Origin of the sequence: Ruegeria haliotis (genome assembly GCF_013377785.1) — a bacterium.
GTDB classification, from domain to species: Bacteria; Pseudomonadota; Alphaproteobacteria; order Rhodobacterales; family Rhodobacteraceae; genus Ruegeria; species Ruegeria haliotis.
The window spans coordinates 918,106-938,603 of the sequence record NZ_JABXWT010000001.1 but is presented as its reverse complement, the minus strand read 5'-3'; the positions used below and the strand labels follow the sequence as shown (position 1 = coordinate 938,603).

Annotated in this window: 21 protein-coding genes and 1 pseudogene; 10 read left to right on the top strand and 12 right to left on the bottom strand. The window is 56.4% G+C overall.

The annotated features are described in order from the left end of the window. Positions 1–192 precede the first annotated feature (192 nt). On the bottom strand, positions 193–534 hold the full coding sequence (locus tag HW561_RS04635) for a hypothetical protein (protein WP_235962775.1): 342 nt from the start codon (positions 532–534) through the stop codon (positions 193–195). Positions 535–754: 220 nt separating this feature from the next. Here HW561_RS04635 and HW561_RS04630 point away from each other — a divergent pair, with 220 nt between their 5' ends. Together HW561_RS04630 and tpiA are read left to right on the top strand one after the other, a co-directional pair. Beyond that, positions 755–1,120 carry a HesB/IscA family protein gene (locus tag HW561_RS04630; RefSeq protein WP_176862093.1) on the top strand — a complete coding sequence of 122 codons (366 nt, stop codon included), beginning with the start codon at positions 755–757 and terminating at the stop codon, positions 1,118–1,120. A gap of 140 nt (positions 1,121–1,260) precedes the next feature. Further along, positions 1,261–2,010, top strand: coding sequence for a triose-phosphate isomerase (gene tpiA / locus HW561_RS04625; protein WP_176862091.1), 750 nt, complete (start codon positions 1,261–1,263; stop codon positions 2,008–2,010). 27 nt (positions 2,011–2,037) lie between these two features. Here the strand turns inward: tpiA and HW561_RS04620 are convergent, their stop codons facing one another. The 7 genes from HW561_RS04620 to HW561_RS04590 all read right to left on the bottom strand — a co-directional run bounded on the left by HW561_RS04620 (position 2,038) and on the right by HW561_RS04590 (position 9,526). Then, the gene (locus tag HW561_RS04620) at positions 2,038–2,484 is read right to left on the bottom strand and encodes a nucleoside deaminase (RefSeq protein WP_235962773.1); all 447 of its coding nucleotides are present in this window, start codon (positions 2,482–2,484) and stop codon (positions 2,038–2,040) included. A 67-nt stretch (positions 2,485–2,551) separates the two neighbouring features. Then, a complete protein-coding gene (locus HW561_RS04615; protein WP_176862089.1) occupies positions 2,552–2,863 on the bottom strand; it encodes a DMT family transporter in 312 nt (103 codons plus the stop codon). A gap of 162 nt (positions 2,864–3,025) precedes the next feature. After that, complete coding sequence (locus HW561_RS04610; RefSeq protein ID WP_176862087.1) at positions 3,026–4,402, bottom strand: TRAP transporter large permease; 1,377 nt, start codon at positions 4,400–4,402, stop codon at positions 3,026–3,028. Beyond that, a complete protein-coding gene (locus HW561_RS04605; protein ID WP_176862085.1) occupies positions 4,402–5,079 on the bottom strand; it encodes a TRAP transporter small permease in 678 nt (225 codons plus the stop codon). The genes HW561_RS04610 and HW561_RS04605 overlap by 1 nt, the downstream gene beginning before the upstream one ends. A 115-nt stretch (positions 5,080–5,194) precedes the next feature. Further along, entirely contained in the window at positions 5,195–6,196 is a 1,002-nt protein-coding gene (locus tag HW561_RS04600; RefSeq protein WP_176862083.1) for a DctP family TRAP transporter solute-binding subunit, read from the bottom strand. A gap of 370 nt (positions 6,197–6,566) precedes the next feature. Beyond that, on the bottom strand, positions 6,567–7,796 hold the full coding sequence (locus HW561_RS04595) for a sigma-54-dependent transcriptional regulator (RefSeq protein ID WP_176862082.1): 1,230 nt from the start codon (positions 7,794–7,796) through the stop codon (positions 6,567–6,569). After that, positions 7,793–9,526, bottom strand: a complete 1,734-nt coding sequence (locus HW561_RS04590; protein WP_176862081.1) for a sensor histidine kinase — start codon at positions 9,524–9,526, stop codon at positions 7,793–7,795. Before HW561_RS04590 ends, HW561_RS04595 begins: the two co-directional genes overlap by 4 nt. A gap of 47 nt (positions 9,527–9,573) precedes the next feature. On the opposite strand from HW561_RS04590, the gene HW561_RS04585 reads away from it, so the two are divergent. Continuing rightward, the gene (locus tag HW561_RS04585) at positions 9,574–10,755 is read left to right on the top strand and encodes a cytochrome P450 (RefSeq protein ID WP_176862299.1); all 1,182 of its coding nucleotides are present in this window, start codon (positions 9,574–9,576) and stop codon (positions 10,753–10,755) included. Between the two features lie 29 nt (positions 10,756–10,784). Here HW561_RS04585 and HW561_RS04580 read toward each other — a convergent pair whose 3' ends face one another. Further along, positions 10,785–11,264: an Lrp/AsnC family transcriptional regulator gene (locus tag HW561_RS04580; protein ID WP_176862080.1), complete on the bottom strand. Its 480-nt coding sequence runs from the start codon at positions 11,262–11,264 to the stop codon at positions 10,785–10,787. A gap of 141 nt (positions 11,265–11,405) precedes the next feature. On the opposite strand from HW561_RS04580, the pseudogene cobA reads away from it, so the two are divergent. From cobA to infC, 7 genes and pseudogenes are all read left to right on the top strand, one after another. After that, positions 11,406–12,185: pseudogene (cobA, locus tag HW561_RS04575) on the top strand (uroporphyrinogen-III C-methyltransferase); the annotation flags it as partial. Continuing rightward, the gene (locus HW561_RS04570; RefSeq protein WP_176862078.1) at positions 12,185–12,499 is read left to right on the top strand and encodes a DUF2849 domain-containing protein; all 315 of its coding nucleotides are present in this window, start codon (positions 12,185–12,187) and stop codon (positions 12,497–12,499) included. The pseudogene cobA and the gene HW561_RS04570, both read left to right, overlap by 1 nt. A 65-nt stretch (positions 12,500–12,564) precedes the next feature. Continuing rightward, positions 12,565–14,229 (top strand): nitrite/sulfite reductase, encoded by a 1,665-nt coding sequence (locus tag HW561_RS04565; protein ID WP_176862077.1) that lies wholly within the window; start codon positions 12,565–12,567, stop codon positions 14,227–14,229. Further along, on the top strand, positions 14,219–14,980 hold the full coding sequence (locus HW561_RS04560; RefSeq protein ID WP_176862075.1) for a phosphoadenylyl-sulfate reductase: 762 nt from the start codon (positions 14,219–14,221) through the stop codon (positions 14,978–14,980). Before HW561_RS04565 ends, HW561_RS04560 begins: the two co-directional genes overlap by 11 nt. After that, positions 14,977–15,384: a DUF934 domain-containing protein gene (locus HW561_RS04555; protein ID WP_176862073.1), complete on the top strand. Its 408-nt coding sequence runs from the start codon at positions 14,977–14,979 to the stop codon at positions 15,382–15,384. Before HW561_RS04560 ends, HW561_RS04555 begins: the two co-directional genes overlap by 4 nt. A 109-nt stretch (positions 15,385–15,493) precedes the next feature. Then, the gene (locus HW561_RS04550) at positions 15,494–16,327 is read left to right on the top strand and encodes a ferredoxin--NADP reductase (protein WP_176862071.1); all 834 of its coding nucleotides are present in this window, start codon (positions 15,494–15,496) and stop codon (positions 16,325–16,327) included. Positions 16,328–16,452: 125 nt separating this feature from the next. Next, positions 16,453–17,034: a translation initiation factor IF-3 gene (infC, locus tag HW561_RS04545; RefSeq protein WP_211198499.1), complete on the top strand. Its 582-nt coding sequence runs from the start codon at positions 16,453–16,455 to the stop codon at positions 17,032–17,034. Positions 17,035–17,142: 108 nt separating this feature from the next. On the opposite strand, the gene HW561_RS04540 is transcribed toward infC, so the two are convergent. From HW561_RS04540 to HW561_RS04530, 3 genes are all read right to left on the bottom strand, one after another. Continuing rightward, the gene (locus HW561_RS04540; RefSeq protein ID WP_235962772.1) at positions 17,143–18,045 is read right to left on the bottom strand and encodes a serine hydrolase domain-containing protein; all 903 of its coding nucleotides are present in this window, start codon (positions 18,043–18,045) and stop codon (positions 17,143–17,145) included. Between the two features lie 340 nt (positions 18,046–18,385). Continuing rightward, on the bottom strand, positions 18,386–19,708 hold the full coding sequence (locus HW561_RS04535; protein WP_176862069.1) for an aspartate aminotransferase family protein: 1,323 nt from the start codon (positions 19,706–19,708) through the stop codon (positions 18,386–18,388). Next, entirely contained in the window at positions 19,705–20,496 is a 792-nt protein-coding gene (locus tag HW561_RS04530; RefSeq protein WP_176862066.1) for a BKACE family enzyme, read from the bottom strand. The genes HW561_RS04535 and HW561_RS04530 overlap by 4 nt, the downstream gene beginning before the upstream one ends. Between the last annotated feature and the right edge of the window lie 2 nt (positions 20,497–20,498).

Here is a 20,498-nt window from a genome sequence, read left to right as displayed (position 1 = left end):
GGTAATTGTTTTGTTACCGAACAGTGTATTTCTTGTCATACTTCTGCGAGACAAATACGCCGCAGCGGTGTTTCCGTTTGCACAGGCCGGCGGACAAATGGCCGCCCCCAACAAGGCGCTGGTCTCGAATATGGACCGTTCTTGCCCGAGAACGGTCCTTTTTTATCGCCAGGAACAAAGACAATTTGCACCTTACTTCACACCGCACTTTGTTTTGATCTCAGCTGATCGTGCATCGAGCTGTTTGATGTAATCGCCTGAAAGCATTTCCAATCTCTTGTGCTCGGTCCCTGTGGCCAGCCCAAGCAAAGCCCCGGCAGGCATGATTGCGACGACACTCTCTACCTGCTGATCTTGGGCGTGCTTCTTTTCAGCAGCAATCGCGCGTAAATCTCCCTCGGCTGTTGCACAATTGATGGGATGTCTTTTGGTGTCCGCAGCGGCAAACACGGGTCCAGCTGCCATTACTACAGCCGTACAGCTCACCACCAAAAGCTTCGAAGAAACTTGAACTTTGAATGGTATCAAATTCATTTCATTAGACCTTTTCCGATAAGTTGCTTGGCAATGACCGACTGATGCTCGCCTTATACCGCCACGCTAAGTCCAACGGACTGACAAACGCAAGCCACAGTGCAAAAAACAACCGTTGGCGCACAAATCGGATAAAAAACAGGTCTGTATCGCCTCTGTCACTTGAGCCTGCCCCTGCGGACACTTAGATTGAGGCTAACGCGCGACGACGGAGACACACATGTTCGGCATTCCCGGCAAGCAAGCCGTGACCATGACACCCAAAGCTGCAGAGCAAATCACCCGCCTGATGACGTCCGGCGGTCATGCCGGGTTGCGGATCGGTGTCAAAAAAGGCGGTTGCGCCGGCATGGAATACACAATGGAGTATGTGGATCAACCTGATCCGCATGACGAAATTGTCGAGCAGGACGGTGCCCGCGTGATGATTGCCCCGATGGCGCAGATGTTCCTGTTCGGGACTGAAATCGACTACGAAGTGTCACTGCTGGAGTCCGGGTTTAAATTCAAGAATCCGAACGTCGTAGATGCATGCGGCTGCGGAGAATCCATCAAGTTTGATGAGACTCTTGCCCAGCAAAGCTAAGACATCTTCAAACCCGCTGTATATCCCATCACCTGACCTTTGAACTTTGATACCCGGACCGCTTGCAACCGGAATTGTAAGATCGCGTCTGTGGTGCTATCCGATTTCTCAACCAACCGAATATTCAGGGAGAAATCGTTATGCGGCGCAGGCTGGCAGCTGGAAACTGGAAGATGAACGGAACCGGCGCGGCGCTCAGCGAGATTGAGTCGCTTGCCCTTAAGCACCCCTCACCTTCCGTCGATATCCTGATCTGTCCTCCCGCCACATTGCTGCATCGCGCAGCAGTCGCAGCTGAAAGTACTGGAATCGCTATCGGTGGTCAGGATTGTCACGGTGAAAGCTTTGGCGCCCATACTGGCGACGTTAGCGCAGAAATGTTGACGGATACTGGTGCAACGGCGGTAATCTTGGGACATTCTGAGCGACGCGTGGACCACGGCGAACAAAACGAAGACGTTCGCGCCAAGGCCCGCACGGCGATGGATGCCGGATTAAAAGCGATTATTTGCGTTGGCGAAAGCCTGGAGCAGCGCGACGCGGCCAACACGCTGGACATCATTGGCGGCCAGTTATCGGGCTCGATTCCAGATCAGTCGACGGGTGAAAATCTGATCGTGGCCTATGAACCGATCTGGGCCATTGGCACTGGAAAAGTTCCGACACTGGAAGAAATCGGAGAGGTTCACGATTTCATCCGTGCTCGTCTGGAACGCCGCTTTGGCGAAGGTGTCGGCCGTTCTGTCCGGCTGCTGTATGGCGGTTCGGTCAAGCCAAGCAACGCCACCGAGATCTTTGGCGTATCGAACGTTGATGGTGCGTTGGTCGGAGGCGCCAGCCTGAAGGCCGAAGATTTCTCAGGGATTATTCAGGCGCTCGAAAGCGTCTGAGACACTGCCGAAAACCGTCTTTTTGTGTCATTCCGCAATATCTTCGGCCCAAAGTTCGGGTTTCTCTTCGATGAACCGCTTCATCAAGGCGATGCAATCGGGGTCTTCCGCAAGGATGACCTCGACCCCACGCTCGCGTAGGAATTCCTCATTGCCACCAAAGTTCCGCGTATCGCCGATTACCACACGAGGGATGCCGAACTGAACGATTGTGCCAGCACACATCATGCAAGGCGACAGCGACGTATAGAGCACGGTATCCCTGTAGGACTTTTGTCGGCCCGCCTTGCGCAGCGCGTCCATCTCGCCATGCGCAATCGGGTCACCACGCTGCACGCGCTGATTGCGACCTTGTGAAACAACCTCTCCGTTTCGCGCCAAAACGGATCCGATCGGGCATCCACCTTCATCAAACCCGGCTTTGGCTTCTTCATAGGCGATGCGCAGCAAACGCGTGTCGGTTTCGGTCATCATGATGTTGGTTCTCCTTGATAAGCAGCCTGCCGAATGCACCCAAAGGCGTCAACGGCAGGCTGGATCATCAGGCCAGTTTCATCGTTATCAGGCCAGAGACGATCAGGACGGCCGCCCCGATACGAAGAGGTGTGATCGCCTCGCCCAGAAACATGATACCGACCAAAAACGCACCGACCGCTCCGATACCCGTCCAAATGACATAGGCAGTTCCCAACGGCAGCGTCCGCATTGCCATTGCCAACAAGCCAAACGAGCCGATCATCGACACACCCATCACAACTGTGGGCCACAGGCGTGTGAATCCGGCCGATTGTTTCATGGCAACGGCCCAAACAACTTCAAGCAAACCTGCGAATAACAGAAAGATCCAGGGCATAAGAACACCTCTTGTCCGTTCGAGTCGTCCCGAATGATCACCCAGTAGGGGGAGGTCGTCCTCAAAGCGTCACCTAAGGATTTCGAACTGCGATTCAAGATTTTTCACAGAAAAAGACCGGACAGATCGCTCCGCCCGGCCTGAACACTCGCTGCCCAAATCCTAGTTGGTAATGATTTCCGGCCCCATGAATGTGTTGGGCAGGTAGGTCGATATCCACGGGATGTATGTCACCATGATCAAGAAGACGAACAACACGGCCAGAAAGGGCAACGCCGCTCTCACAACACTCATCATCGGCATTCCCGCCACGCCCGATGTCACGAACAGGTTCAATCCGACCGGAGGTGTGATCATCCCAATTTCCATGTTGACCACCATGATGATGCCCAGATGGATCGGATCGATACCCAGTTCGATCGCAATCGGGAACACCAGCGGAGCGACGATGACCAGCAGGCCCGAGGGCTCCATGAACTGACCACCGATCAGCAGGATTAAGTTGACCACAATCAGGAATGTCACTGGGCCCAGACCTGCGGTCAGCATGGCCTCGGCGATATGCTGCGGCACCTGTTCATCGGTCAACACGTGCTTCAGGATCAGCGCATTAGCGATGACGAACAGAAGCGTCACGGTCAATTTTCCGGCTTCGAACAACGTATGTTTGGTGTCGGGGTGGAAGAATGCTGTGATCAACGCGTACGGTTTCGATAGCAGCGACCGGTTTGGCGTACCATCTTCCGTGCTGAGCGGCCCCATGTCCTTGTAGACAAAACTGGCGATGAAGAAGGCGTAGACGGCGGCCACGGCTGCGGCCTCGGTCGGTGTGAAGATACCGCCATAGATGCCGCCTAGAATGATCACGATCAGAAACAGACCCCAACCAGCCTCGCGCGCTGAAACAAAGATTTCGCCCCAGCCCTTCCATTCGCCTTTGGGCAGGTTCTTGACTTTGGCCATGACGTAAATTGTGACCATCAGCATTAGCCCGGCCAGAAGGCCCGGAATGACGCCGGCAAGGAACATGCGACCGACCGAGACTTCGACGGCTGCCGCATAGACCACCATCACGATGGACGGCGGGATCAAAATACCAAGTGTACCCGCATTACAGATCACACCAGCAGCGAATTCCTTGGAATAACCCACCTGCCGCATCCCGGCAATGACGATGGAGCCGATGGCAACAACGGTCGCGGGTGACGAGCCCGAAAGCGCGGCAAACAGCATACAGGCAAACACGCCTGCAATCGCCAGCCCGCCCGGCAAATGACCGACGCACGCAATCGAAAACCGGATAATCCGACGGGCCACACCACCTGTCGTCATGAATGACGAGGCCAGAATGAAGAATGGGATCGCCAATAGCGTGAAGTGACCCTCGAACGCCTCAAACAGCGTTCCGGCGACCGAAGCCAGCGAACTGTCGGAATAGATCAGCAGAAACAAGGTCGAGCTGAGGCCTAGAGCCACCGCAATCGGCACACCGATCAGCAGCAGGCCAATGACCATCGAGAAGAGAAGAATAACATCCATCAGTCATGCTCCCCCTGCTGCTGCCGAACTTCTTCGATCTCGTCTTCGACTTCGTGGCTAGCAACGATACGGTCGGTTTCCCCGCGCCAGACCTGCACCGCGACCTGAGCAAATCGGATCACAAGCAACAGCATCGACAAGGGCAAAACGAAATACGGGACGACTTTGGGCAGCTTTTCATAGGCTTCGCCGTAATTGATCATGCCTTCCAGAAATCGCAGCGGGGCAACCATTGGGATATCATCAACTTCGTAGAAACTTTGACTGCGGGCATCGAAATTGAATCCAGTCGGGAACCAGCGGCCTGATGTGGGCGGCAGATCTGCGAAAACAGCCCAATAATCATACGCGCCTTTCAACATCAGCAGCGAAAACACCAGGCAGCAGCCGATGGCAATCAGCGCAAGAATTCGGCGCGGTGCTGGTGGCAGCATGTTCAGGATTGCATCAACACCCAGGTGCGCATGTTTCTTGACCGCATAAGACGCGCCCAACAGCACCAACCAACCAAAGGCAAACACCGTCAGTTCAAGCGCCCATAAGATATTGGAATTGAAAACAAACCGCGCGATCACGTTGGCAAAGGTCACGGCCGTCATCAGGCCCAACAGCAACGCAATCAGAGTTTCTTCGATATGGTCGACCAGCCCGCCTTGGCCGGATTTCGCACCAGACATCTCTGTGTCCCCGCATTTTTTTGTGATGAGAGTGAAAAGTGGCGGGCCTTGTTCGGCCCGCCCGGCCTGCGCATCCTTAACTCCCCAGTCCCCGGACGCGCGGCCTGTTCCGGTATCAGAACCCGGCGTTGATCGCCTGAGCGGCGTCAATCTTGTCCTGACCAACATCGCCAGAAAATTGATCCCATACCGGCTTCATGGCGTCGACCCAGGCCTGACGCTGTTCAGGGTTCAGTTCGCGAATGATGCCGCCGGCGTTGGTGATCGACGCTTTGGCCGCTTCGTTCACGGTAAAGGCTTCTTTGTTCCGTTGTTCGGAAACTTCGCTCAGGATCGTCAGGAATTGATCACGCACTTCCGGATCCAGACTGTCCAGCCAGTCCACCGAGGTCACAACCAGATAGTCGATGATGCCGTGGTTGGTTTCGGTTACGCCGTCCTGAACTTCAAAGAACTTCTTGCCGTAGATGTTGGACCAGGTGTTCTCCTGCCCATCGACAACGCCTTGCTGCAGCGCGCCATACACTTCCGAGAACGCCATTTTCTGCGGGCTACCGCCAATTGCTTCCATCTGAGCAACCAGTACGTCCGAAGACTGAACGCGGAACTTCAGGCCATTTGCATCTGACGGATCTTCCAGCGGTTTGTTTGCTGACATCTGCTTCATGCCATTGTGCCAAAAGGCCAAACCCTGCAGACCACGGCGTTGCATGCTGTCTTTCATCGCCTGACCATCAGCCGAAGCCTGAAATGCGTCCACAGCGTCGATGTTCTTGAACATGAATGGCAGATCGAACAAGCGGAACTGCTTGGTGAACTTTTCGAATTTCGACAACGACGGAGCAGCCAGTTGCACATCGCCCTGCAGCATCGCCTCAAGCACCTTGTCATCGTTATAAAGCGTGGAGTTCGGGTAGACCTCCATGCACATCACACCATTCATCTCGTCGTTGACACGCTGCTCCAGCAATGATGCCGCGATACCTTTGGGGTGCTTATCGGTGTTGGTCACATGTGCGAACTTGACGACGATTTCTCCGTCATCACAAGCCGCCATGCCAGCGGTTGCGGTCACGGTCAGCGCCAGTGCGGTGGCGGCTGTTGTCAGGATTTTCATCTGTTTTTCCTCCCAGACTTCCTTAAAACTTCCCTTTGGCGCCTGATCAGCGCCGTATGGCCGGCAGTGAACCGAATCAATTCCAACCGCACAACTCTTTGATAAATCAGAACGCACGTCGTTATTTATTGTTTTCTTTCAGCATCCTACGCGCAACTCACAAGACATCAGCACTAAAGCCTACAAGCAAAGTGCGGAAATCCGCACATGGCGGCCGCCATTTGTGCGGATTTCCGCACTATTTTTCGAATCGCGTTTGACGAATCAAAACCTTCTCAATGCAACGCGACCGCAGCCCGCCTAGGCGGGCTGCCGGGCCCAACGCCTTTAACCGCATGATAATGCGGGCAAAGGGGGCGGGAGCCTTTGCTCACCTGCGATAGTCTTCAGGGCGAATCCGATAGCGCGCCAGCTTGTCATAGAATGTCTTGCGCGGCAGTTTCAGCGCCTTTGCCGCGTCCGACGCTTTACCATTGTGCCGCCCCAACGCCGCGACCAGCAAGGACCGTTCCACCCTTGCCATCTGTTCGCTCAACCCAAGATCTGCAGCTTGCGCAACCTCCTCGGGCATACCCAGAACAAACCGCATGGCCGCCGACATCAAGGACCGCGCGTTGCCGGGCCAATCACTGGCCATCAGCGATGCCAGATGCTCTGACGTAATCTCGGGCTCGGCAATTCCGGCCTGCTCGGCCGCTTGTGCGACGTAGTGACGAAATATCACCGGAATGTCCTCGGGCCGTTCCGCCAAAGACGGAATACGCACGCGCATCACGTCCAGCCGGTAGAACAAATCGGCATTGAAACGCCCCTCGGCGGATACCGCGGCCAGGTCCGACGTTGTTCCAGCGATGATCCTGACGCCCGCACCACGCTCGATCAATTCCAATGCGGCGTATTGCGTGGCCTGCGGCATTGCCGAGACCTCATCCAGGAACAGCGATCCTCCGGCTGCATCCTCACATCCCCGAACCAGCTCATCGATACTTAAACCCGACGCCGGGCGTTTGACGAATGGCCCCTGCCCGACCGGAGACATCAGATGCACAACCTCCGCCACCTTCGATATCCCGCTTCCCGGAGGACCAGTGACCAGAACTTCAGCCCTGGTCGGAGCGACATTGCGAACACGTTCCCGCAGCGCTTCGGCCTGTGGCGACAAGCCAAACAACAACCGCGCCGCAGGATCTCCACGCTCAAGTTCCGATTTCAGCGCGCGCTGTTCCAAAACCTGCGACCGGGCGGCAAGGGCTCGGTCCAGCACAGCCAGCAAATCAGAGGCAGCGCAGGGCTTTTCCAGAAAATCAAACGCTCCATATCCCATAGCCTGAACCGCCATGGGGATATCGCCTTCTCCGGTCAACAAGATCACCGGTAGTTCGGAATCCACATCGCAGGTGTAGGATAAAAGGTGAAAACCGTCGCGCCCCGGCATCCGGATATCCGACACGATCACACCAGGGAAATCGGCACGAATATGATCTTTGGCAGCCACAAAGGACCCGACCGAAACGGGCGTATAATCCGCCAGTTCCAGCGTCTGTGCCAATGCCTCGCGAACAGCGGCATCGTCATCGACAAGAAGAACGCTGCGTATCATGCTGCTTGTTCCTTTTCGCACGGCTCGAGCTCCACCGTGAACGCGGCCCCATCTGCCGTGTTGGCACCGCGAATATCGCCCCCGAAACTCTGCACCAAACCGTAAGAAATCGACAGACCCAAACCCATCCCTTCAGAAGACCCAACGCTCTTGGTTGAATAAAACGGTTCAAACACCCGATCCGGATCTTCGATGCCGGGGCCGGTGTCACACACAGACACGCGTAATCGTGGTCCCTTGTTCACCGTGATCGAGATCCGGCGATGTGGCAGGTCCACCATCGCGTCCGCTGCGTTGTTGATGAGGTTCACGAAAACCTGCACCAGACGCACTTCGCCGCCCCAGACGAATACCGGATCATTGGGTGGTACCCAATCCAATGTCACATCCTCATCGTGCAAGCGTGCCTCGGTCAGCTCCACCGCGGTATTCAGCACCTGAGCCAGATCAACCCGTCCCATCGGCTCACTTTCATTTCGTGCAAATGCCCGCAGGTTCTTGATGATCCGAGCCATGCGCGCCGCCAAGTCCGAAATCCGGCCCAGGTTTTCCCCGGCCTTAACCTGATCTCCCCGGGTCATAAATGCCGATCCGTTGTCGGCAAATTGCCGGATCGCCATCAGCGGCTGGTTCAGCTCGTGGCTAATGCCCGCTGACATCTGTCCCAGCGCGCTTAATTTACCGGCCTGAACCAGATCCGCCTGCGCCCTCTTGAGGGCGGCTTCGGCCTCTTGCCGCTCGGCCACTTCACGCCGCAGAGCCGTGTTGGCTACAGTCAAGTCGCGGGTTCGTTTGGCCACGCGACTTTCCAGAATAGTGTTGGCTTGCGCCAAAGTCCGGCGGCGTTCAGTCGCGAGAAACAAAAGTGCACCAAAGGCCAGACAGATCGCAGCAACAGTTGCAGCCTGAAGTCCTGCCAATCGACGGGCCGGGGCAACATCCATCAAAACCTCTCCGGTCATCCCGATCACAGGCAGATAGCGCGTCAGATGCAAGGCCCGTTGTGGCAAATACGGCCCCCAATCCAGACGCCAAAGTTCGAACGGCCCCCGTTGGCCAGAAGCAAACTCTACAGATTTGGCATCCGGGGGCGTCAACCCTGCTTGCCCCGCGATCCGCTGCCAAAACAACAACTCAGACCGGTTCGAAATGAACACCAGGCCCGTGCTATCAACGAAAAACACCGCCTCGGTACTGCCACGCCAGGTCTGTTCTATATCCTCGACATCGGCGATGACCATCAACGCACCCGAGACCCGACCATCTGCATCGAAATCAGGTGCAGCGTAGGAAAAAATCCTGTTTCCCAGTTTTGGCAACACTCCGTGCGCGCTGCCCAATGCCCCGTGCATCGCCCGCTCAAACGCCGCCTGCCCGCGTACATTTCCATTAACCACATCATGCGCCGCAGTCAGGACTTGTCCGGTACGATCCGCATAGAAAACGTCAACTGCTGCAGTCTTGTCCGCAACTTCCAGCAACAGCGCTTGTGCGGTGGCACGATTGGCCGGATCCTTGAGGTCACGCAAGACGGGGTGTCCGGCCATTAGAACGGCCAGTTCCTGATAGACCTGCAACTGCGTACTCAGACGGTCAGCGGCCAATGCAAGATCGGCCTCGGCCTTTTCGCTAACTTGGGACAGCGCCTGATTGTAGCCATAGGACCACACGGACGCCGACAACAGTCCGACGGCACACAGAAATCCGGCAATGACCCAAAACCTTTGCATGACATAGGGTCTTGCATTCAGCGCGCGCCATGGCAAGTCTGCGCCACATGAAGACGCTGTCCCAATCCCCGACCGAGCCGAATTTCGTACAAAATCCCTATCCATTCTACGACACGGCCCGTGCCTCTGGCGATCTGGTGTTTTGGAGCGATTATGACATGGTCGCCGCGGTCTGTCACAGGGCCGTTCAGACGCTGTTTCGCGATCGGCGATTTGGCCGCGAAGTTCCCCCAGAACTGGCGCGCCCCGGCCCTGATCATCTGGCCCCATGGCTTGCGGTCGAAGCGCATTCACTGCTGGAAGCCGAGCCGCCCCGGCACACACGCCTGCGTGCTTTGGTGATGCGCGCCTTTACGTCCCGGGCCATCGCAGCGCTTACCCCGTCAATCGAAACGCTGTGCCACGATTTGATTGACGCGTTCCCCGAAGAGCCATTCGACCTGCTTGATGCCTATTGCACGCAAGTTCCCGTCATCACGGTCTGCCGTCTTCTGGGTGTCCCCGAGGATATGGCACCGCACCTGCTGCGGTGGTCCCATGACATGGTCGCGATGTATCAAGCCAGCCGAACGCGCGAGACCGAAGATACAGCCGCCCAATCTGCACAGGAATTTACAGAATTTCTTGACGACTATATCGGAAAACGGCGCAGTGCCCCTCGCGATGACCTGATCACGCGGCTGATCGCCGCCGAAGAAGAAGGTGAGAAGTTGTCCCGTGACGAATTGATCGCCACCTGCGTATTATTGTTGAACGCGGGGCATGAAGCGACAGTGCATTCCCTCGGGAACGGTGTGAAAACGCTGTTACAGTCCGACACGACCGCTCCGGCATTCGCCCCCGAGGTCCTCGACGGGACCGTCGAAGAGGTCCTGCGCTATGATCCACCTCTGCACATGTTCACACGTTATGCATATGAAGACGTTGAAGTCTTCGGGCACACTTTCAAACGCGGGGATCAGGTGGCGCTGTTGCTGGGCGCGGCAAACCGTGACCCGGGGATCTGGCCCAATCCGAACAGGTTTGATCCGGCGCGTCCGATCCAGACCAACACCAGTTTTGGTGGAGGTCTGCACTTCTGTGTCGGCGCACCGCTCGCCAGATTGGAAATGCGCATTGCCCTGCCCATCCTGTTTGACAGATGCCCCAACCTGCGATTGGCAGAACAGCCCGAGTATTCAAACAGCTACCATTTCCATGGCCTTACACGGCTACTGGTGCACGTCTGACGTCTGACGACCAAACGCCCCCTGTCGTGTCACGCCTCAGCCAGCGCGTTCAGCGGCAGCATCGTCGTGGACTTGATCTCTTCCATCGACAACAGGGCCGTTACATTGTGGACCCGAACCTCTGAAATCAGGGATTGATAGAACACGTCATAGGCCCGGGCGTTTTTGACCCTCACCTTAAGAATGTAGTCAATATCACCTGCCAGCCGGTGCGCCTCTTGCACCTCAGGGTGATCACGCAAGGCCTTGAGGAACTTTTGCTGCCAATCCGCCTCGTGTTCCGATGTGCGGATCAGTACAAAGAATGTGGCTTCGAACCCGAGCGCTTCGGCATTCAACAAAACGGTCTGCTGGCCGATGATCCCAGCCCCCTTCAACTTGCGAATGCGATTCCAAACCGGCGTCTTGGAGCTGCCGACACGGGCTGCTATTTCATCCAGGGATTGACTGGCATCCCGCTGCAGCTCGGCCAGAATTTTCCGATCCGTGTCGTCTATCCGCACCGACATTCCAATTTTCCTTTCGTTTCGAAACCTGCGTTCCAAACTGCTGCATCATTAGAACATACGTCCTTATTTGCGCGGCAATATGGCGCTTTGGTGGGAATATTTCCTATATTGGAGGTCAAGTCAAACCACACTCGAGACGATCTGATGCAGCATTCATACAAAACAGGTGACGCAGGACATGTCGACTTTGTCGGCGCTGGCCCTGGTGATCCGGAATTGCTGACACTCAAGGCGCTTGCCGCCTTTGAGCAGGCTGATCTTGTACTGCATGATCGGCTGATCAGTGACGAAGTTCTGGCACTGGCCGCACAGCAGGCAAAACTGGTTGATGTGGGCAAAGCCGGATTCGGCCCATCATGGAAGCAAAGCGATATCGACGCACTTCTGGTCGATTACGCGCTGAAAGGCCACCGCATTGTACGCCTGAAATCAGGCGATCCAACCGTCTTTGGCCGTCTCGACGAAGAAATCGAAGCCGTGCAAGCCGCTGGCATCTCGTGGCAGATCGTTCCGGGCATCACTGCCGCGTCTGCGGCGGTTGCCGGGATTGGTCAAAGCCTGACCCGGCGTGGTCGCAATTCGTCTGTACGGTTCCTGACTGGGCATGACATGAAAGGTTTTGCCGATCATGACTGGAACGCTTTGGCGCGTGCTGGATCCGTTGCCGCGATTTACATGGGCAAGAAATCCGCCCGGTTCATCCAAGGTCGTCTGATCATGCACGGCGCGGATCGCGCCACGCCGGTCACCTTGGTCGAGAATGCCTCGCGCCCGAACCAACGCATTCTGGCCACCACACTGGACCAGTTGCCCACCGATCTGGCCACCGCCGAAATGGACGGCCCGGCCCTGACTTTCTATGGCTTGGCACCGCGCGACGCGGCACAGGCCGTAACCGAATTCAATAAGGAGCACGCTTGATGGCCCGCGCTTTTACCCCAAAAATCGTCACCGCCAACGATTTGCTGGACGGTGATGTAATCTACCTGACCGAAGACGACCGCTGGTCGCGTGATCTGTCCGAGGCTGAACTGATCACTGACGAGGCGCATGCTCAGGTTCGCCTGCTGGATGCCGCGCGTCAGGCAAGCAAGATCGTGGGGGCCTATCTGGCCGATGCCATAGCTGGCGAAAACGGTCCCGAGCCCACCCATTTTCGGGAAGACTTCCGCCGGACTGGTCCGTCCAACTATGCCCACGGCAAACAGGAAACTTCCCCGCAGCCCCGGGCCTGACTTCCGGCCCACCTCTCTCCCCTACAAGGCCCCGGGTCCGGGGCTGCAATTAAGGACAGCTAGACATGTATCGCTACTCCGAGTTTGATCACGAATTTCTGGCAGAGCGCAACGCGCAGTTCCGCGCCCAGGTCGAACGCCGCATTGACGGTTCGCTGACCGAAGATGAATTCAAGCCCCTGCGCCTGATGAACGGTCTGTATCTGCAACTGCACGCCTACATGCTGCGGGTTGCTATTCCCTATGGCACGCTGAACAGCGCGCAGATGCGCCAACTGGCCCTGTTGGCCGAAAAGTGGGACAAGGGCTATGGCCATTTCACCACCCGTCAGAATATTCAGTACAACTGGCCGAAACTAAGCGATGTACCCGACATGCTGGACGCGCTGGCCGAGGTTGGGATGCACGCCATTCAGACCTCGGGCAACACCATCCGCAACGTGACCGCCGACCATTTCGCCGGTGCCGCCGCGGATGAGGTCGCTGATCCGCGCCCCTATGCCGAACTGCTGCGCCAGTGGTCCACCGACCACCCTGAATTCCAGTTCATGCCGCGCAAGTTCAAGATCGCCATCACCGGCGCCGAGAACGACCGCGCCGTGATCAAGGCGCATGACATCGGCCTGCAACTGGTCGAGCGTGACGGTGTTCTGGGTGCTCGTGTCATCGTCGGTGGCGGTCTGGGCCGTACACCGATGATCGGCAAGGAACTGTCCGAATTCGTCGCCTTTGACGATCTGTTGGCCTACCTGGAGGCCACCGTTTCCGTGTGGAACCAGATCGGCCGCCGTGACAACAAGTACAAGGCGCGCATCAAGATCACCGTGCACGAAAACGGCATCGACACCATTCGCGCCAAGGTCAACGAGCGCTTCCTTCAGGTTCGCCCGCAGTTCAAAGGCGCGGACATGAACCTGCTGGAAGAAATCAAGGGCCACTTTGCGCCGCCAACCTTCCGTGAGGGTTCGGTTGCATCCTTTGAGTCCACCTACACCAACGATCCGGTTTTTCGGTCGTGGGTCGACACCAACATCGCGCCGCATAAGAACGCAGATCATGCCATTGTCACGATCTCGATCAAAAAACATGGCGCGACACCGGGTGATGCGACAGCCGAACAGATGCGCGTGATGGCCGATCTGGCCGAGGAGTTCGCTTATGACGAGTTGCGCATTAGCCATGAGCAGAACGTGATCCTGCCGCATGTCCACAAGTCGGACCTGCCCGCGATCCACGCCAAGCTGAAAGAACATGAACTGGCCACCGCAAATATCGGCCTGATCAGCGACATCATCGCCTGCCCCGGCATGGACTACTGCGCGCTGGCAACGGCACGTTCGATCCCGGTGGCTCAGGAAATCGCCACTCGGTTTGAAGACATGAAGCTGGAGCATGATATCGGTCACCTGAAGATCAAGATTTCAGGCTGCATCAACGCCTGTGGGCACCACCATGTTGGCCATATCGGCATCTTGGGTTTGGATCGTGCAGGCGTCGAAAACTATCAGATCACCCTGGGTGGTGACGCGACTGAAACTGCCACAATCGGCGACCGAACTGGTCCGGGCTTTGCCTATGACGAGATCGTTCCCGCCGTCGAACGCATTGTCGACACCTATCTGGACCAAAGGGAAGGCGCAGAAGAAACCTTCCTGCAAACCTATCGCCGGGTTGGCATGGCACCGTTCAAGGCCGCTCTCTACCCCGAGGCGCGGGCTAATGCCGCTTGACCTGATTCAGACGGAACTGGGTAATGACAGAAGCGAACTGACCGAAAGGGTCGAGGCGCTGAACGCCCGGTTCCGCCATCACAGCGCGCACGACGTGATGCATGGTGCGATTGAAGAGATCGATGAGCTTGCTCTGGTCTCAAGCTTTGGCGCGGAATCCGTGGTGTTGCTGCATATGATGGCAGTGGTCGACAAGATGACGCCGGTGTTGTTCATCGACACGCAAATGCTGTTTACCGAAACGCTGGAGTACCAGCATGAGGTGAGCGAACGGTTGGGGTTGCAAAACGTCCGTATCATTCGCGCGGACGATGAGGACTTGCAGCGCGAAGACCCATATGGAGCTTTGCGCCTGAATGACATGGATGCGTGCTGTAATCTGCGCAAGACATTCCCACTGCAAATGGCACTTTCCGGCTATTGCGGTTGGATCACAGGGCGCAAACGGTTTCAGGCAGGCACGCGCGCGGCTCTTGATTTCTTTGAGGTCGAAGACGGCACCGGTCGCATCAAGGTCAACCCGCTGGCCCATTGGGCGCCCGAAGATGTGCGCGCCTATATGGACGAAAACAACCTGCCCCGGCATCCGTTGGTGGCCAAAGGATACCCTTCGATCGGCTGTGCGCCTTGCACCTCGCCGGTCAAAGAGGGCGAAGACCCCCGCGCCGGACGCTGGCGCGACCAGAACAAGGAAGAATGCGGCATCCATTTTGTTGACGGCAAGATGGTGCGTGTTGGAGAGAAGCAATGAATGTAATTGTAACCGATGAGGGCTTTTCGCCCGATGACTGGACCGACGGCTTTGTCACACTGGACGATGCCGCAAATGATGTGGTCGCGCTGGATGTCAATTCGGACACCGACCCGGATGAGCTTTACGACCGGTTGGGCAGCGCTCAGCTTGTGCGGGTCGATTTTCCGTCTTTTGCGGACGGCCGCGGCTTTACCATTGCGCGCACCCTGCGCCTTAAGGGGTATACCGGGCGGCTGCGGGCCAAGGGTCACGTTCTGGCAGACCAGTACGCCATGGCGCGCCGCAGCGGTTTTGACGAGGTCGAAATCGATCACGCTCTGGCCGCTCGGCAACCTGAAAAACAGTGGTTGGCCCGTGCCAACTGGCAAGACAACAACTACCAGGCCCGCCTGCGCGGTTAATCCGCCAATCGCCAGCTTGTTACACTAAAGGGGGCAATGCGCCCCCCTTTTCATGACCTGAATCAAAGCTTAAACGGAGATGTCGGTTTACCAGACCGGCAGTGAAACGATGACAGAGATGAAACCCGTGACCGAAGCCACCGCCGTGAAGGCCCCTGTCCTGCCGGACGCCCAGACCGTGACTGATGTTAAGCATTGGACCGACAGCCTGTTTTCGTTCAAGGTGTCGCGCCCTGCCTCGCTGCGCTTCCGCTCGGGCGAGTTTGTAATGATCGGCCTGCTGGGCGAAAACGGCAAGCCGCTGTTGCGCGCCTATTCCATCGCGTCGCCTTCATGGGACGAAGAACTGGAGTTCTACTCGATCAAGGTGCAGGACGGCCCACTGACCTCGAAGCTTCAGCACATCAAAACCGGCGACCAGATCATCCTGCGGCCCAAACCAGTCGGCACGCTGGTACACGACGCTCTGCTGCCCGGCAAACGCCTATGGTTCTTTGCCACTGGCACCGGCTTTGCCCCATTTGCCTCACTTCTGCGCGAGCCGCAGACCTACGAGGATTATGACGAAGTCATCATCACTCACACCTGTCGCGAAGTGGCTGAGCTGGAATATGGTCGTCAACTGATCGAGAGCATCAAGCAGGACGAAATGCTGGCCGAGCTGATGGGCGAAGGCTTTGCCGACAAGATCCGCTATTACCCGACCACCACGCGCGAAGACAGCCCCAAGATGGGCCGTATCACCAACCTGTTGAAGGACGGCACTGTCTTTGCCGATTTGGGTATCGAAGGCGGCATCAAGCCGGAAACCGATCGTGCAATGGTCTGTGGTTCGCTTGCATTCAACCTGGACATCAAGAAAATTCTCGAAGAGTTCGATTTGCGTGAAGGTGCCAATTCGGACCCCAAGGAATTCGTGATCGAAAAGGCATTTGTCGGCTGATTTCCACCACTGGCCGCAAGATTACCTTCGCGGCCAGCCCCTTCCCGCCATGAATTACGGGATTTTCGTGTTTCCCGGCACTTATGCTGCTTGAATCACACTGCGCACCGGTTTAAATTCCGGGCTTGAAATTCTGCAATCATCAAAGGAATGAACCCATAGCTCGCAGACCTCACAACGCGCCGCCGCAGAGAGACACTGGACCGCGCGTCAATGACAAAATCCGTGCCCCCGAAATTCGCCTGATTGGCGCTGAAGGTGAAAATGTCGGGGTGGTTCATCCCGCCAAAGCCATGCAACTTGCCGCTGATGTCGGCCTTGATCTGGTCGAGATTTCGCCCAACGCGACCCCCCCGGTCTGCAAGATCATGGACTTTGGAAAGTTCAAATACGAGACGCAAAAGCGCGAAGCCGAAGCGCGCAAGAAGCAGAAAATCATTGAGGTGAAAGAGGTCAAGTTTCGACCCAACACCGATACACATGATTATGATGTGAAAATGCGCAACGTGTTTAAGTTTCTGGAAAACGGCGACAAGGTCAAAGTCACCCTGCGCTTCCGTGGCCGTGAAATGGCGCACCAAAATCTTGGGCGCGAACTTCTGGAACGTGTGGCCGAGGACACCAAGGAAATCGGCAAGGTCGAGAACATGCCGAAGATGGAAGGTCGTCAGATGATTATGATGATCGGCCCGCTGCCTCAGAAATAGGTCAGCAGAAGATTACAGCTGAAACCCTGTCAGAGCTGATCTGGCAGGGTTTTTTGTTGGCGATATTCGCGAACCGTGTTGGTTCGCTGTGTGGGGCTTTGCTGCCATTCATACAATTAGTTTTGTAGTAGCAATCTCTGCGATACCTTCATTTGTTCCATCCGTGAAACTTGCGATGGTGATTGGATCATTGGCATCTGGAAAATGATATACAGCGTTGACGCAAAAAGGACCGCCGCCGGAGTGGCCGACTGATCGTCCTATTCCATCGATTGTGCCGGACATGAGCCCTAAAGCATACCCACACGTTGTCCATGGTCGTCCGGGCAGAGGTCCGCCAAGAAGCTTCGTTTTTAACATTTGTGACAGGGTGTCAGGGTGTAACAACTCTCCAGCAAAAAGACCGTGCAACAATCGAGCTGCGTCAGCCGCTGTGCCCATGAGGCAGCCGTGGTAGACCCAGCGCGGATCATAATTTGCGGCAGCCGCCCAATGCAGTCTCCCAAACTGTTCGTGAGATTTGGCCAGCTCAACGCTTTTCAGGCCTAAAGGCTCGCAAATCATATCAGAGATGACGTCGCCAAGTGTTTGTTCTGTTCTGAACTCAATTAACTCGCGGACAAACATGTAGCCAATGTTTGAATAAGACCAACCTTGCGTTGGTTCAAACAACATTCCATTTGAAAACGCCAGTTCAAGCATCTTGTTACGTGACCAAGGTTCCTCGTTGGCCCGGACTGCTTCGCCGTATGCTGGAAACTGACCATAGTCTGGCAAACCTGAAGTGTGGGCAAGAAGTTGACGAAGGGTGTAGTTGGAGCCTTCTATCTTAGCATCCAAATCAAGTGCACCATCTTCACTCAGTTTCAGTGCGCAGATGGCAATGACGGTTTTGGTAAAGCTCCAATACGGAAAAAGCGCATCAGCTGAACCTGAACTACCTTCGTCGCAGGATGCTGTTATCCAGTGGGAATGTACTACTTGAGAAGACATTGTTGTGGTGTCTGGCATTTAGTTCGCAAAGTCAATTTGGGCTCGAAGCGGACTTCCCTGCCATTCGCCGTTCTGTATATATTATGCCCGATTGATCTCCGGCGGTCGAAGCTCAGCAAGCCGCATTTCCAGCCAACGAATATACTCATTGAGGTTCCATGCGGCGGACCCACTGAAAGGTTTGGTCAACCTGTCGTGGCGGACGTAGAGCGAGTTAGCGTTCTGGGCACGATAGAAATCCGCAGCGACGCGTATGCCCTCCGTTGCGTATGGGGCGTGCTTATCGCAATCCGATCACGGCATTCAACGCATTGTATCAGAAGGCAATGGCAGGCACTGCCTTCTGACAAGGAACGGTCTACGACGGAATTGAAACCTGGATCGCGCGCGCCAATTTGGTCACGAGTTCCTCGATCTGTTCGTCCTCAATGATGAAAGGTGGCGCCAGCAAGATGTGATCACCGTTCTTTCCATCGCGGGTACCGGACATCGGATAGCAGATCAAACCTTCGGCGACAGCCGCTTTCTTGATCTTGCCCGCGACGCCCAGTGACGGATCAAATGGGGTTTGGTTGTCTCTGTCCGCAATCAGTTCCAGCCCCCGGAACAATCCCCTGCCCCGTATGTCACCGATATTCGGGTGTTGGCCGAATGCAGCCTGCAACGCCGATTGTAGCTTTTCGCCCATGACGCCCGCCCGTGCAGGCAGGTCACGATCTGTCAGTTCGCGCACTACCGCCAGTGCGGCAGCTGTGGCGACTGGATGCCCGATATAGGTGTGCCCATGCTGAAAGAAACCGGACCCGTCCCGGATCGCACCATAGATCTGACCCGTGCAAAGCATCGCACCTATCGGCTGGTACCCAGCGCCCAGACCCTTGGCAATGCACAGAATATCCGGCGCCACGCCATCATGATCACAGGCAAATAAATGCCCAGTCCGACCCATCCCACACATGACTTCGTCCAGGATCAACAGCACACCATACTGATCGCAGATCTCCCGGATTCGTTTGAAATACCCATCAACCGCCACAACCGCGCCCAGCGTGGCCCCTACAACCGGCTCGGCCATAAAGGCCATGACGGTGTTTGGGCCAAGCCGCAGAATTTCTGTTTCCAATTCATTGGCGACGCGCTGACCATAGTCAAAACTGCTCTCACCTTCCGGCTTCTCAGCATATTCGTAACATGGCGCGATATGGGTCATCTCGATCAGCATCGGCGCGAACTGAGCCCGCCGCCACGCATTGCCGCCCGCTGACAGCGCGCCCAGAGTATTCCCGTGATAGCTCTGTCGCCGGGCAATCACATGCCGACGCTCAGGTTGGTCGATTTCAAGGAAGTATTGCCGGGCCAGCTTAATTGCAGCCTCGGTCGCCTCTGACCCGCCGGAAACAAAATACACACGGTCCAGATCACCCGGTGCATGCTTGATCAGAAGATCCGCCAGCGCCTCAGCCGGTTCAGATGTCATGAACCCGGTGTGCGCAAAGGCGATCTGTTCCACCTGGTCCTGCACCGCCTTGATGACCGCCGGGTTGGAATGCCCCAGACAGGACACCGCCGCGTCACCGCAATCCAAGTAGCGTTTGCCCTGCGCGTCAATCAGATAGCAACCATCGCCCCCGACCGCTACCGGCAGGTCCGATTTTGTATGGCGTGCAAAAACGTGGTTCATTTGACTGTCCTTTCAAACAGAGAGACCAGCGCCGCAACAGACGCCGCATTATCGGCCCAGGGTTGCCCGTCCGGACCGGTCAGGCTGTTTTCAAACCCAACCCGCACATCACCACCGCGTTGGGCTGCATCTTGCAGACACATGTGTTCCTGCGATCCGAACGCACATACCATCCAGGGCGCAGTGTCCGCGGGGAACTGATCCAGATCTTTAGGCACCGATTCCTGACCAGTCGCATAGCGGCCCAGAACCAAAAGCCGATCTACCTGCCCTTTACGAACGGTACCGCTGCTTTGCCAGTGTTCCAACAACGTCGCATCATCCGCGTTATAAAGGATGTGCTGCACCCGCGTCCCCTGCTCGGCACAGAGCCCATAAACGCGGCCCGCCATCTCGGGCGCGCGGGCGATCTCTCGCACCGAAATTGAGGCCCATGTTGGCCGGACCTGCCGCAGGCAATCGAACTGTGCCTGAACATCGAAAACCCCGGCTGCCTCGGTTGTGATCTGAATATCCATCTGCGGCACGGCTGATTGAACTTCGTCAATCGCCTCCAGATACTGACCGGAATCCAATGCGTGCTGCCCTTGTTCATCGCGGATATGCAAATGCAGACCTTGCGCGCCAGCGTTATAGCAATCCCGCACGGTGCGCACGATTTCATCCAAAGTGACGGGAAGCGTCGGATGATCCGCATGCCCTCGTCGGGCGCCATTTGGTGCGACCAGAATATAGGGCCTTTCCACAACCCGACCTGTGGTATTTCGTTGCTGCTGCTGTTCCGACATTG